The sequence below is a fragment of the Duodenibacillus massiliensis genome, assembly GCF_900128485.1.
GTDB classification, from domain to species: domain Bacteria; phylum Pseudomonadota; class Gammaproteobacteria; order Burkholderiales; family Burkholderiaceae_F; genus Duodenibacillus; species Duodenibacillus massiliensis.
In genome coordinates, this window is record NZ_LT635859.1 from 412367 (window position 1) to 426387 (window position 14021).

At 47.8% G+C, this 14021-nt stretch carries 14 protein-coding genes; 4 read left to right on the forward strand and 10 right to left on the reverse strand.

All coding sequences use genetic code 11. The annotated features are described in order from the left end of the window. Positions 1-64: 64 nt before the first annotated feature. The 3 genes from BQ7486_RS04860 to BQ7486_RS04870 all read right to left on the reverse strand — a co-directional run bounded on the left by BQ7486_RS04860 (position 65) and on the right by BQ7486_RS04870 (position 2686). Positions 65-1108 carry a hypothetical protein gene (locus BQ7486_RS04860; protein WP_143183052.1) on the reverse strand — a complete coding sequence of 348 codons (1044 nt, stop codon included), beginning with the start codon at positions 1106-1108 and terminating at the stop codon, positions 65-67. Positions 1109-1130: 22 nt separating this feature from the next. Then, positions 1131-1808 (reverse strand): glycosyltransferase family protein, encoded by a 678-nt coding sequence (locus BQ7486_RS04865; RefSeq protein WP_074009147.1) that lies wholly within the window; start codon positions 1806-1808, stop codon positions 1131-1133. A gap of 125 nt (positions 1809-1933) precedes the next feature. Further along, positions 1934-2686, reverse strand: coding sequence for a basic amino acid ABC transporter substrate-binding protein (locus BQ7486_RS04870; RefSeq protein WP_084765679.1), 753 nt, complete (start codon positions 2684-2686; stop codon positions 1934-1936). A gap of 436 nt (positions 2687-3122) precedes the next feature. Between BQ7486_RS04870 and trxA the strand changes: the two genes are divergently transcribed. From trxA to BQ7486_RS04885, 3 genes are all read left to right on the forward strand, one after another. Continuing rightward, positions 3123-3452 (forward strand): thioredoxin, encoded by a 330-nt coding sequence (gene trxA, locus BQ7486_RS04875; RefSeq protein WP_022374026.1) that lies wholly within the window; start codon positions 3123-3125, stop codon positions 3450-3452. A 148-nt stretch (positions 3453-3600) separates the two neighbouring features. Beyond that, entirely contained in the window at positions 3601-4863 is a 1263-nt protein-coding gene (gene rho, locus BQ7486_RS04880) for a transcription termination factor Rho (protein WP_022374025.1), read from the forward strand. 4 nt (positions 4864-4867) lie between these two features. Then, positions 4868-5632, forward strand: coding sequence for a glycerophosphodiester phosphodiesterase family protein (locus tag BQ7486_RS04885; RefSeq protein ID WP_074009148.1), 765 nt, complete (start codon positions 4868-4870; stop codon positions 5630-5632). Positions 5633-5638: 6 nt separating this feature from the next. Here the strand turns inward: BQ7486_RS04885 and BQ7486_RS04890 are convergent, their stop codons facing one another. The 4 genes from BQ7486_RS04890 to msbA form a co-directional block, all read right to left on the reverse strand. Continuing rightward, the gene (locus BQ7486_RS04890; RefSeq protein WP_074009149.1) at positions 5639-7417 is read right to left on the reverse strand and encodes an ArnT family glycosyltransferase; all 1779 of its coding nucleotides are present in this window, start codon (positions 7415-7417) and stop codon (positions 5639-5641) included. 171 nt (positions 7418-7588) lie between these two features. Continuing rightward, on the reverse strand, positions 7589-7873 hold the full coding sequence (locus tag BQ7486_RS04895) for a type B 50S ribosomal protein L31 (RefSeq protein ID WP_022374022.1): 285 nt from the start codon (positions 7871-7873) through the stop codon (positions 7589-7591). Positions 7874-8059: 186 nt separating this feature from the next. Then, positions 8060-8623 carry a dCTP deaminase gene (gene dcd / locus BQ7486_RS04900; protein ID WP_074009150.1) on the reverse strand — a complete coding sequence of 188 codons (564 nt, stop codon included), beginning with the start codon at positions 8621-8623 and terminating at the stop codon, positions 8060-8062. 39 nt (positions 8624-8662) lie between these two features. Beyond that, positions 8663-10516: a lipid A export permease/ATP-binding protein MsbA gene (gene msbA / locus BQ7486_RS04905; protein ID WP_084765682.1), complete on the reverse strand. Its 1854-nt coding sequence runs from the start codon at positions 10514-10516 to the stop codon at positions 8663-8665. Positions 10517-10650: 134 nt separating this feature from the next. On the opposite strand from msbA, the gene BQ7486_RS04910 reads away from it, so the two are divergent. Beyond that, positions 10651-11589 (forward strand): glycosyltransferase family 9 protein, encoded by a 939-nt coding sequence (locus BQ7486_RS04910; RefSeq protein WP_074009151.1) that lies wholly within the window; start codon positions 10651-10653, stop codon positions 11587-11589. Between the two features lie 10 nt (positions 11590-11599). Here BQ7486_RS04910 and BQ7486_RS04915 read toward each other — a convergent pair whose 3' ends face one another. From BQ7486_RS04915 to BQ7486_RS04925, 3 genes are read right to left on the reverse strand one after another with little or no spacing between them, the layout of a single operon-like run. Further along, entirely contained in the window at positions 11600-12382 is a 783-nt protein-coding gene (locus BQ7486_RS04915; RefSeq protein ID WP_074009152.1) for a glycosyltransferase family 25 protein, read from the reverse strand. A 55-nt stretch (positions 12383-12437) separates the two neighbouring features. After that, positions 12438-13268: a glycosyltransferase family 2 protein gene (locus BQ7486_RS04920; protein ID WP_084765684.1), complete on the reverse strand. Its 831-nt coding sequence runs from the start codon at positions 13266-13268 to the stop codon at positions 12438-12440. Further along, positions 13252-14007 carry a glycosyltransferase family 2 protein gene (locus BQ7486_RS04925; RefSeq protein WP_074009267.1) on the reverse strand — a complete coding sequence of 252 codons (756 nt, stop codon included), beginning with the start codon at positions 14005-14007 and terminating at the stop codon, positions 13252-13254. Before BQ7486_RS04925 ends, BQ7486_RS04920 begins: the two co-directional genes overlap by 17 nt. Positions 14008-14021: the final 14 nt, after the last annotated feature.

Sequence of the window (14021 nt, forward strand, 5' to 3'; positions counted from 1 at the left end):
GAGCACCCTAGCCAAAACTAGAGATCAAACCATCCAAAACAATCCAAATTATTTTTACTTAAAACTATCTGTCGTTTTTTTCAAAATATCTCCTCCAAAAGTTTTCGGTAGTCAACTTCTCAAGTTGGGTTTCGTATTTCTTATTACAGCATCTGAATTTCATAAAAATTCTCAACCCCATACAAAAGTTCCGAAAAAATGACTTGATAATTTCTATTTTATTATGACGAAAGCATGTCATCACGCCCGCATCATTGTTATAACAATAGCAATCACGATAAAAACATGTTAACTTCCAAGTTAATGGCTGCCATTTTTTTACAAAAGCTCTGCTCCCTAAAAGAAAACGAGGCAACAATGCACAATTTAAAGATATCTTTCTCATTGGACTCATCCAAAAACGCTTCTTCAACATCTTCTGAGGAAACTCTGTAAAGGGAATAACATGATCAAATGCAGGGATATCCTGCAACTCCCCTCTAAACTTCTCCCCCGTCATGTCTTCAGCAAATAAGTTAGTTTTACACAATATATCCTGATACGCTTTATAGGTTGCATAGGACAAAGCATAGTTATAAGAACCTACGCACCCTCTGTTTTGAGATACAAAAAGTCTGAACCAGGATCTCGCAGATGCTCTTTTGGCGTAAATTGAAATAATCAACTGAGAGCGAGCAGACAAATATTGCGTAAACACTGATTCCTTATTTGAAAAACTGTCAACCCATGTAGACACTCCGAGGAGCGTAATAATTTTTAAATTATTTTGCAGAGAAAAAAGAATATCATCACCACGGACAAAAAACGGAAAGGGATAGTGACTAATGGATTTCACAGAAAACGAAAAAAAACACCAGGCCCCATAATTAGCCGAGTACCCAAGGCTATCCATTACTGTTAAATCGTCAATAGAACCAGCATTTTTCTTTTGAAAAACACCAAACCATCCTCGCTCGCTCCAACGCCCACCTGCTTCCAATACCGTGACAGGAAAATTCTCATCAAATAAAATTCCGCTTATGCCCATTGATCGATCATCAACAACATAAGACCAGTAAGCATAAGTTCTTTTAATACTTTCCTCATGGCAACTAGCATCATCATCCATAAAAAGACAATGGCTAAAACCATTATCTTTCAGATATAGCAAACCTCGAGCAAAGCCCCCCCGAACCTCCAACATTTGTATTAGGTATCAAATAGACTTTGTCATTACTTTCCAGTTCATGCCTAGTCAAGTTTTTAGAATTATCAACTACCACCAAATAAATATTTGAATATCTCGTATCGTTTAAAACATCTTGGCAAATACGATGGACCGCAGGTATCACGTATTTTTTTCGATTGAAGTGTGTTATCACCAACCCCAACTTAATGTCTCTTCTAGTTGGTTCGTTTGTAAAAAAACCACCACCAGATATCTCACCATCACTGATAGCTGTAACACTGACAAAAACCAGTCCTTGCTCCAGGCCTTCCCAAAACGGCATGTCAATGCAAGCCTCATCTGCTTCCAATGATACCTGGTGATCTCCCAACCAAAGAATCGGCTTATACGCCTTTTGCAAACCAAATCTGACGATAAACTTACCGCTACCTCTTATCTTCATAAAAACATGATTAATTCCACATTCTTTTTTCCATGTTTTTACGGATAAAGAATTGAAAAACGTATTAAATAATTCTTCCTGCCCCTTTCTAAAATACAGTGTTTTATTCCTTTTATCACAAACTGCATTGCCGCGGTAGAAAAGATCATGTGCTTCTATGCCTTGATCTTGTTCAAAAGTTATATTTTGGAGAATCATTTATTTAAATTTACTCAAAAAAGGCAGGACAAAGAGCTTTTAATCTTTAGCTTGCAAAAAAGGAGAAGACGTATCCCGCCCTCTCCTATTTTGTACCACTGAATTATACCAAGGCTCTGTTTTGATTATTGAGCACCGAACCACTTCTGATAGAGCTTCTGATAGGTTCCGTCCGACTTCATCGAGCGCAACGCATCATTGACTTTCGTTGCCACAGCTTTATTACCCTTCTTAACGGCAAAACCGAAGTATTCGGCATCAAGACGCGTCTTCTGAAGCGTCAGGCCCTTGGCGGCCTTCGGGTTCTTCACCATGAAGTAGCCGATCACCGGACGGTCCGTGATGACGGCTTCACTGCCTCTCATCTTCAGATCCATGAAGGCTTCGGCGCCCGTATTAAAGGCCTTGATTTCAGCGCCCTTAATGGTTTTGGCAAGATCCGCGCCGGTCGTTCCGATCTGAACGGCAACAACCTTACCTTCGAGGCTCTTTAAGTCCTTGTAGGTACCGGACGATTCCGTGCGGACCAAAAGGCCCTGACCTGCCTGATAGTAAGGATCACAGAAGTCAACCTTCTTCTTGCGCTCTTCCGTGATGGTGATGCCGGATGCCGCGATATCAATCGTGCCGGAAAAAAGCGCCGGGATCAGACCGTCAAAGCCCATGTTGACGATTTTGACGTCGTAGCCCGCGCGCTTGCCGATTTCACGGATGAGGTCCATGTCAAACCCGACATACTCACGGGTGTGCGTATCCATGAATTCAAACGGCGCAAACGTCGGATGCGTCCCGACACGCAGTTCTTCGGCCGCCTGAGCAGCAAAAGACGTTACGGCTGCAGTCAACACAGCGGCCACAGCAAAAAGTTTGTTTTTCATTGCAAGAAATCTCCTGCACAGTATGAGAAAGGAACAATCATCTTTGTCGCCTGCCCTGCAGTTATTCCCGCCTGCAGCACATCGGGATTCGTGAAGGAAATATCCATGCACGACCAAACTCTAATTTTGCCTTGAGTCTTCCCTCTTCTCCAATAGGCCTTTATCCCTACTTCAGCCTCACTGTGTCTACCGATGCTATAGGCTATCAATCTTGTCTGAGCCGCAGTTTTTTTGTATAGTGCATCTCACATTTAACGCATCGGGCCCGCATGCTTAAGAGCAGTTCCGTGAGCCCCTTGATTCGAGAGGTTCTGTCTGTCCCTGCTTATTCCCATACCTAGCGAAGAGCCGCAGCATTCATGGATTTCTGCGGAAATGCGCGATCAGGGCGCAGAAACGTCTCCCCAAATTCCATCTTTTTTACAGGACATCAAAAATGAGCGAAAACATCCGTGTCGTAAACGACTCCAACTTCGACGCCGAAGTCAAGCAGGTTGCCGACAAGCCCGTGTTTGTTGACTTCTGGGCTCCGTGGTGCGCCCCCTGCCGTATGCTCGGCCCGCTTCTTGAGGAAGCTGCCGACACCTACGCCGGTAAGGTTGTCGTTGCCAAGTACAACGTTGATGAAAGCAACCAGGTTGCCACCGAAAACGGCATCCGCGGCATCCCGACCATCCTCGTTTACAAGAACGGCGAAATCATCGGCCAGCACACCGGTGCCCTGGGCCGTGCCCAGCTCACCGCCTTTATCGAGCAGTACTGCTGATAAAATGTCACGGCGCCGTGCGATGCGGCGCCGTTTTCTTCCCGCCTTCCGGGAAGTTCCCTGCGTTAAAAATCCGCTTCCTCACACAGTGGCCGTATACGGCTTCTGAATCCGGATACGGCGGATTCACTCTTCCCTATTATCAAAAATGCATCTTTCAGAGCTCAAAACTCTGCACATCAGCCAGTTGCTTGACATGGCGATGGAGCTTGAGATCGACAATGCCCAGCGCATGCGCAAACAGGAACTCATGTTTGCGATTCTCAAAAAACGCGCCAAAGCCGGTGAACAGATTTTCGGCGACGGTACCCTTGAAGTCCTTCCCGACGGCTTCGGTTTTCTGAGAAGTCCCGATACGAGCTATCTCGCCTCCACGGACGACATCTACATTTCGCCCTCCCAGATCCGCCGCTTTAATCTGCACACGGGCGACTCCATTGAAGGCGAAGTGCGTACGCCTAAGGATAACGAACGCTACTTTGCGCTTGTAAAGGTTGACACCGTCAACGGTCAGGCTCCGGAAGCCGTCAAGCACAGGATGCTTTTTGAAAACCTGACGCCGCTTTTCCCCAACGTCCCGCTGCAGCTTGAACGCAACATGCGCGGTGAGGAAAACCTCACGGGGCGTCTGATCGACATCATTGCCCCGATCGGCAAAGGCCAGCGCGGCCTCATCGTTGCAAGCCCCAAGTCCGGTAAGACGGTTCTGATGCAGCACATCGCGCACGCCATTACCGCAAACCACCCCGACTGCGTTCTGATCGTTCTTCTGATCGACGAACGTCCGGAAGAAGTGACGGAAATGCAGCGCTCCGTCAAAGGCGAAGTTGTGGCTTCCACCTTTGATGAACCCGCCACGCGCCACGTCCAGGTAGCCGAGATGGTCATTGAAAAAGCCAAGCGCCTTGCTGAAAGCAAGAAGGACGTCATCATTCTTCTTGACTCCATTACGCGTCTTGCGCGCGCCTACAACACCGTGATCCCGAGCTCCGGCAAGGTCCTTACGGGCGGCGTTGACGCCAATGCCCTGCAGCGTCCTAAGCGCTTCTTCGGTGCGGCCCGCAACATTGAAGAAGGCGGCTCGCTCACGATCCTTGCAACGGCCCTGATCGACACGGGCTCGCGTATGGATGATGTCATCTACGAAGAATTCAAAGGCACCGGCAACATGGAAATCCATCTGGAACGCCGTCTTGCCGAAAAGCGTGTGTACCCGGCCATCAATGTGAACCGCTCCGGTACGCGCCGTGAAGAGCTACTCCTGAAACCCGACGTTCTTCAGAAAGTTTGGGTTCTCAGAAAACTTCTTTACGACATGGATGAAATTGAGGCAATGGAATTCCTTCTCGATAAAATCCGCAGCACGAAGAGCAACAACGAGTTCTTCGACATGATGCGTAAGGGAGGTTAGTTCCATGTCCAGTGTTTCCGCCGCGGCCCCAAATTCTCATTGGCCTTATCCGCGGTTTATAGCGCACCGCGGCGGCGGAACACTGGCCCCCGAAAACACGCTGGCCGGATTCCGGGAAGCCCGGCACTTCTGCTTTCAAGGCATCGAAACCGATGTCATGCTCACCGCGGACGGCGCTGCCGTCCTCTCCCACGACCCGGTTCTCGGGCGTGTCGTTAAGTCCGCATCCCCTGTTGCAAGTCTCTCGCTCAAAGAAATCAAAACGCTTGACGCGGGCTCACTGACCGCACAAAAATGGGCCGGAGAACGGATTCCGACCCTGGAAGAAGCGATTGAAACATGCGAAGCCAACGGGCTTTTCATGAACATTGAAATTAAGCCCGCGAGCGAAAGCGCAACCCAGGCAACAGCTCAGGAAACCGTGCGGATTGTGAGGAAACTCTTTGCAGGAAAAAGCCTTCCCCTGCTTTCTTCGTTTTCAAGAAACGCCTTGGCAGCGGCTGCCGTTGAGGCGCCGGAAATTCCGAGAGGCCTTCTTCTTGAAGGAATCCCAACTGACTGGAAAGAGGTCTGCACGAAACTTGCCGTTAAGACCGTGCATCCTGACTGGCAGTCCGTTACTCCTGACTTTGTGGAAGAAGCGCATGCCATGGGGCTTGGGGTTATGTGCTACACAGTGGACTCACCGGACACGGCTGACGCGCTCTTTACTCTCGGCGTTGATGCGGTCTGCACCAACCGCCTCGACCTCTTTGCCAACTGCCGTTAACCCGCCTCAGAGCCGCTGAGGATTTCCCGATTCAATGAAGAAGAAGGATCCGGGATAAAAGCGCCGCACAATGAAACGCTCGTCGGTTCTCGGACGCTTGATGATGTCTTTGGCACGGTCTTTCAGAAGCGGCTGATACTTCTTGTCATCCACGTCAAAACGCAGCAGCTCAAAGCGACAGACCATCGATTTTCCGGCGGTTACAGGCATGTGCCCGTAATAGGAAATAAGGGACGCCACACCCTGAGAAGCTCCGACCGTCTTTAAGCAGTCATCGGGCTGAAATCCCAGCTTATCAAGCTGAGCACGCACGGCCTGTCCCACCGGTTCATAGCTGCGGTTTTCGTTTACGGCCTGCGTGAAAAGGTTCACGACAACAATCCAGAGCACCACCATACCGACGGCCGAAAGCCAGGGGCCATTCCAAAGAACGGGCGAGCGACGCTGCAGACGCTTGTATCCGACCCAGCACCAGGCAACCGTTGCGGTTAAAGCCAAAAGAATTCCGAGGAATCCGGCTTCCGATGCCTGCGCGGTCGGCGCAAGATTAATGATGGACTTAGCCATCTTGGGCGGAAAGCCCATCAGCCAGGCAAACCAGTAAGCCCATACACCGAGCAGTCCGAGCGTCGTGATCGTAAGAGCAAAGCCGTCGAGCATGCTCTGAAAAGAGCGTTTGGCGGAGATAAGCCCAAAGGCCGCCACCGTGCAAAGCGGGGCAATAATAAGGTTTAAGAGATCTTCCGCACTGAGGCTTCCCGACACCAAAAAGCCCACAAACCACACCGAGAGAAAAACAGCCGGTAAGGCCATGAAGGGCGCCGTCTTGTGCTTTCGCCACTTCACGAAGCCGAGAATGGCAAACGGCCACACTGGGCACAGGTACCACAGCACATGACGGACAAACCAGTCCAGTTCCTCAAAACTGAGAAACCCGAAATATTCCACCTGCTTCTGGGCCCAAAGAAGGAAGTAGTCGCTGATCACTTCCGACGAAGTCACCCAGGCAGCCAGCGGCCAAAGCGAAAACAAAAGAACAGTGACCGCCAGCGTGATGATCAGTTTCTTATCGGTCTTTCCCCGCGTAGGGAGCATCAGAAAACTGAAAAGGCAGGCTAAAAGCGCCGCAATCCCCAAGATGAGACTTGCCGTAAGCATCAGACCGGCACAGGCAACACCTGCCAATGCCGCCCCAAAATAGGGCCTTGTAAGTGCCCAGGCGCAGGAGAAGAAAGCCAGAGAGCAGAACGCGAGTTCTGCGGAATCGTATGTCGGCTCTCGCAAGCGGATCACGAGCCCGAACAAAGCAATGAAAAAGAGTGTGGCGGCATCAGCGACCATGCGTCCGTAATCCCGGTAAGTCGCTTGGTCTGCAAAGATTGTACCCAAGGGCTGTGCTTCTTTACGACGCGCCAGATACCAGGTTCCGTACCAAATCGAAGCGGTTGTGATGGCAAACCACAGGCAGGCCGTAATTCTCGCTGCCACCACGGGGGTAAATTCATTCCCCAGTAGCCGCATCAGGATAGCCCCCGCCCAAATGGAAAGCGGGCCGTGATCCGTGATCACAAGACCGGAAGCCATAGGGAAAAGCCAGGAGACGAAGTCACCGTGCGCCATCTCCCAAAACTGTCCGAAAGCGGCCCCTTCTCTCACGGTCCAGACAGCTCGGTCAAAGAGCCCCGGAACAATGAAGAGAATCAGAATCGCCAGCAACAGAAAACGCGGTAGCTTGGCAGCAGCCGTTGAGCTGACGTTGGCGGGAATCGGGCGAAGGTCAAGCATGAACTTTCCAATAATCGGGGAAAAGCAGGGCCGGAACAGCACAGGGCAATAATAAGGTGCTCAACGCCATGAAAAAAGGGCAGCCGGACTCAAAAATTATGATTTTGCGTCCTTCTGCCCCTTTTTCCGAGAATTTGCGTCGGTCAGACGCAAACCTCAAAGAGCCCGAAATTACTTGGCCTTTGCCTTGGCAGCAGCGGCGTTGAGTTCCTGGTTCTTCGCAGCGAACTTGGCGCGGAACTTTTCAACACGGCCGGCTTCAACGATACGGGTCTGAGCACCGGTGTAGAACGGATGGCTTTCAGAAGAGGTATCGAGCTTGAAGAGCGGATAGGTCTTGCCGTCGATTTCGATGGTCTCTTTCGTCTGAACAGAGCTCGAAATGATGAAGGTCTTGTTGATCGAGAGGTCAACGAAGGCAACCTCACGGTACTCGGGGTGAATATTGGGTTTCATTTGATAAAAATTCCGATTAATTAGTCGGTCGCCCTGGCTGCCTTGCGCGCCTGCCGCTATATATCAAGCCGTCTGCTGACGGAGCGGTCTTACGACGGGCATGCGCCCACGTGCCAAACCGGGAAGGGGCGTATTATCAGCAATTTCCAGCATAAAATCAAGGAAGACAACCCTGTTTTTTCAGCTTTATGTCCTGGGGAGAGTAACACCAACCTGCCCCTGATACTTTCCGCCTCTGTCCCGATAACTCGTTTCACACTCCTCATCCCCTTCAAAGAAAAGGACCTGTGCACAGCCTTCATTCGCGTAGATCTTAGCCGGCAAAGGCGTAGTGTTTGAAAACTCCAAAGTTACGTACCCTTCCCATTCCGGTTCAAACGGCGTCACGTTCACGATGATGCCGCAGCGGGCATATGTGGACTTACCCAAACAAATCGTCAGTACGTTGCGGGGAATTCGGAAATATTCAACGGTACGGGCCAGCGCAAAGGAATTGGGAGGAATGATGCAGACATCACTTACAACATCCACAAATGAGGCCGGATCGAAATCCTTCGGATCAACGATGGTCGAATTGATGTTGGTAAAGACCTTGAACTCGTTGGCACAGCGGATGTCATAGCCGTAAGACGATGTCCCGTAGCTGACAATCTTTCGGTTGTCGACATAGCGCACCTGATTAGGTTCAAAAGGCTCAATCATGCCCTGAGCCGCCATCTTGCGAATCCATCTGTCTGACTTAATACTCATTTTTTCAAATCCGATCAAAATAAACTGTCCTACCGGACATCAGGCTGACTGAATCTTGTCTTCTGTGGGTTTTTGCACAAACTGAATGTTGTAGAGGTGAGCGTAAGCCCCCTTCTTTGCGAGAAGTTCTTCATGCCGCCCCATCTCGCAGATTCTGCCCTCTTTAATAACGACAATTTTGTCTGCACCCATAATAGTTGACAGACGATGCGCGACGACAAAAGTCGTTCTACCCTTCATCAAACGGTCCAACGAAAGCTGGATATATTTCTCACTTTCAGTGTCCAGCGCACTTGTGGCTTCATCCAGCAGAAGAATTGGAGCATTCTTCAATAAAGCTCTGGCAATGGAAATTCTCTGCTTCTGTCCACCTGAGAGTTTTTGGCCCGCAGGACCAACCGGGCTGTTTAAGCCTTCGGGAAGTTCGCGGATAAAAGGCGTGAGATATGCAGCATCCGCAGCTTTTCTTATGTCCTCTTCTGACACGTTTTCCATGCCATAGGCAATGTTTGCTGCAATCGTGTCATCAAAGAGCACAACATCCTGACTGACCAACGCTATCTGCTGTCTCAAGCTCTTTAAAGTAACAGTGCTTTGCGGAATGCCGTCAAAATAAATTTCGCCTTCCGTCGGTTGCCAAAATCGCGGAACAAGATTAATCAGTGTTGTTTTTCCAGCACCAGATGCACCTACAAAAGCGATCGTCTCCCCGGGCTTAACGTCGAAAGAGACATCCGTAAGGGCCTGTCGTCCTGCTCCCGCATATCGATAGCCTACATGTTCAAACCTCACACCGCCCAAAAGACGAGGCAATTCCATATTGCCTGGATCTTTTTCTGTCGCCTCATCCATCGTTGTGAACAGGCTTTCTGCGGCAGCCGATATTCTCGCAACAGAACCATTGAGTGCAGAAAGCTTCTTAACGGGATTCATTAATAAAAGCAGGGCAGACAAAAAAGTAATGAAATCGCCGAGTGTCAAATGTCCTGCCTGCGCCTGCAACAGTGCCACGATGACAACGATGGAAACACCGGCCATTGTGACAAACTGGGTTAGTGGCGTTCCTGCTGCAGTCACTGCCTGCATACGCATGGACAATTTATACAAGAGTTCATTAACACCGCGAAACCGCGTCTGCTCCTTTTCGTAAGCATCGTAAATTTTGATGATTCGCTGTCCTTGATATGCCTCAAGAACCGTGTTCATCATGTTCCCCAGCGCCGTCTGTGTCTGCAGACCATATTTCTTGGTCTTTTTATTAACCCACCGAAGAATGACTGCAATCAGCGGTGCCACCACAAGCGTCACCAAAGTTAACTTCCAGTCATGCCATATCAGCAAGCCCAACAACGCCACCAGTTGCAACGAGTCTCTAACAATTGTCGTCAGAAGCTGTGCTGCTCCCCCTAAAGCTGTGCTTGCTTCGTTGATGTACTTAGACATCACAATGCCCGAAGTGTATTTTTGATAATTAGCTGCCGGCCAACGGATCTCCTTCTCAAACATTTCACAGCGGATCTTGAGCAGCACCTGCTGAGAGACTTTTTGCAGAAGATAGGAGCTTCCAAAAGTCGAGCCTCCCTGCAAAAGAGCCACTGCAATCAAAGCTGCCGGCGCCCACCAAAGAGCATTGACATCCTTGGCATAAAAACCCTGGTCAGTCAGTTTTCCCATCAAAACAGCAATCATCGAAGACGTCAGTGCTGTTATCACCATAAAAAACATGGCTGCAATGACTGTCTTGGCATAGGGAACCAAGTAATTAAGCAACCTCGCATAGATCCCCGGGATGCGTTTAAGCCATCCTTTCTGCCAGGAATAATGTCCGCCTTGGAGCACCGATATGGTTTGCTCAGCGGTTGCTTTTGCCTCAGCGGAAGCGTTCAAAGGCATTTCGCTCGCCCAAAGTGATAGTGTCGGAACGCATTGTACATTGCACTTTATCAGAACCTTTCTGAGGGACTCTGAGGGACTCTTATAATCGACCCGTTGGCTTTTACCTCTTCTACCTCTGAAAGCACCTCATTATGTCTACTGTTCTTTGCAGAATTCCCAATCATGTCGGAGATTGCTGTATGTGTCTGCCGGCCCTGAGGCTACTGGAAGCAAGCGGTTTTACGCCGGCACTAGTTGGGAAACGCTGGGCAGAAGATTTGATGTCAGGGATGGGCTGGCGCTTTGACCCCATTGAAGGGCACGTCACAGAAGACATCAGTCGCATTCGTTATTTAGCAGATAATGCTCAAGCCACCTGCGGTCTGCTTTTTCCAAATTCTTTCGGCTCAGCACTCCTCTTTAAGTTCGCTCCAATCCAAACTGCGGGCCTCAAAACCGACTGCCGCAGTTTTCTTCTTGACACAAAAATCCCAGAACCTCCGAAGATGCATGAGGTAGAGCGCTTCTTCTATGTTGCGCACGAAGCGATCAAGGCATGGGGCGGAAAACCCGCTTGGGATAAAGCGCCGAAAAGCCTCGGCCTGATGCTTTTAAAGCGTCATGAAGCAGCCGCCAGAAACCTTATGGAGAAGTTCCACATTCCGGAACGCTACGCCATACTCGCCCCTGTTGCTCGCGGTCTGCAGGACGGCAAAGTCAAACAGTGGCCTCACTTCAATGCCTTAGTGTCACCACTGAAGTCTATGGGTATTGAGCCGATCATTTTTCCATCTCTGCGGGAAGAGGAAGCCGCAAAACAGGCGTGTCCCGATGCCACGATCTTGCCCCCGACTTCATTAGGAAATTTTGCAGCCCTTGTCAAACATGCTCAGATCGTTGTTGCCAACGACTCAGGAGTCAGCCATATCGCTGCGGCTCTAGGGGTCAAACAAATTACGCTGGTTGGAGTAACTGATTCCTCAAGAACTGGTCCCTGGAATCCGTTAGCTAAAGTACTTGGCTCGTATGGCTCTTGGCCAACTGTTGATGCAGTCATTCAAGCCATGGTAGCCATAGTTAGCTCAAAGTAGCCTTACAACCTTAGTGGAACTTAAATTCAAAAGGCTGCCCCATTTTCTGTTGTTTTTTAATTCGCCTGTCCAGCAAAAAACGAGTTAATCCATGTCTAATCCAAAATGGAGCTTTTTGGACTGATTTTTTACTCCGACTACCTATGGCTGATGCAATATTCTGGTTTTGTGTCACGAGAACAGGATCTGTTCTCCAAACCTGAAATTCATTTGCCAAATCAAACCACAGCGAAAACAAAAAATTGTCAACAGGCGCCGGCAATCTCTCAGAAAGCTCTAAAGCCCTCTTTGCTGCCCTTTTGGAGATAAGATAACACTGAGTGCCAAGTGGCATAGGGTATAACGGCTGTACCAGCCGCATCAAATCATCTATGTAAATAATCTTTTGACCAATGCGTCCTTTTTGGCATGACTCCAAGCAAGACAATTGACAAACGTCAATGGAACTTGGCAACCAATCATCTGTTTTCATATATTTTGCGGCCAAATCAGAAACAACAATATCATCCTCCATGCACATTGCCCATAACTGATCGGATTCCACTAAACGTCTCCAGCACTTTCTGTGACTCAGAAAACAACCAACTTCACCTCTAGTTATATTTCTTGTAAAACGAACTTTTGTCGCAAAGTGATCCAAAGGATATGTCCAGCTTTGGATTTCATCATCTGTCAATACACTTCCATCTACAGCAGGCATCCTCTCAAACTCAATGTCAAGTTGCTCAAGACGATTAGCCGTTTCCTTGAGTCTTTCTTTTGATCTATCTAAATTAATTACAAATCGAAGCATCTCCCACTTCCTCTCAAAACTTTAAAAAATTCGACTCTTTGCGCAGAAGTGCTTCTCAGTCTTTCCCTGCCAATCCTTTTAACGGATTTACTAATCGATCTTTAATAACCTTTGAAAAACGAGAAGAATTAAAACTATCTTTTACCAGCGAACCTTCTCGATGATATAAATGGAAAACTCCTGTTGAAAATCTTCCACTTTTAATCCTAACACCAGAGTTAATCATACGAACAGCAAAATCTGAATCATCCAATCCCCACCCATGAAAAGATTCATCAAATCCATTTACTCGATAGGCATCTTCACGAAAAAAAGCCATATTACAACCCCGAAAAATTTTCCAGTTATAAGGATTTTTATATCTGAAGCTCCAATCAGGAGGGAAAACAAACAAGGTTGAGAGACGATTAATTTCACCTGTCAATCTAGCCTTTAAATAATCAATCATATGCCAGCCAAGCAAATCTTCTTCTCCCTCCTCAACTTTATTAGTCAAGTCCGGCGATAACAGGCACCGATTTCCCGCAACTGCCCACCCCCTTTCCATTAACTCTCGATGCTGGGCCACAAAATTCCGCCTAGGTATACAGTCACCATCTAAAACAACTATATACTCCCCACTGCTTTTCTTAATCCCATTATTACGGCTTTGATTCAATCTAAAACCATCATCATTCTGCCAAGCATGAATAAGCCGCAAAGGACTCCGTGACTTCCACTTCTCAATTATTTTACGAGTCTCAAAACCACTACCATCATCCGCAACCACAACTTCAAAATTGTGATCAGTTTGCTTAGACAGCCCCATCAAAACCAAATCGAGCGCCTTTGGTCGGTTATAAGTCGTTACAATAACCGATATTAAAACATCAAAGCTTTCCATCATTCTTATCCAAGTAATACAAACGCACGTACTTTGTCATTGTATAAAAATAATGATTCACGGAAAAAATAAAACCAAGCCTCCCATCCAAGAAGCCCATATTTAAAAAATAAACTTTAAAAAAAGCCCACGCCGGCCTAAGAACAATATCCAAGAAAAAATGCGCCCTCTTCCCCTCAGAATAATTTTGTTTTGCCATCAGTCGCGTATAGCGATCAAATTTACCGAAATACGAATCCCAGTTATCGTAAGTAAAATGCAACAAAACACCATCGTTAATTTTCTCTTTAGAATATGATGTTTCCAATTTTTCATGGACAAGACCAATATACTCAGAGTTATCTTTAGGGAAAAGTCTTACTACCCAATCGGGCCTAAGAATTCCATGAGTAGCTTTATTAAAACGGAAGCAGTTATTCCGCCTTACTTCATAAGCTTTTTTTTCTCCTTTATTGATCTTCTCAAGCACAGAATCAGCTAACTCTTGCGTAACTCTCTCATCAGCATCAACAACTAAAACCCAGTCTCCATTGCATCGATTTATTCCAAAATTCCGTTGACTAGACCAATCACCGTTCATTGACCGGACAAAAACTTTTGCTCCGCAAGAACGAGCTTTAGAAACCGTCTCATCTGTGGAATGATCATCTATAACCACTACTTCATCGGCAAATGCAAGTGTCTGAATACAAGCCTCAATATTGTTTATTTCATTCTTCGCACATATCAAAGCAGAGAGCATTTCACTATACTCCT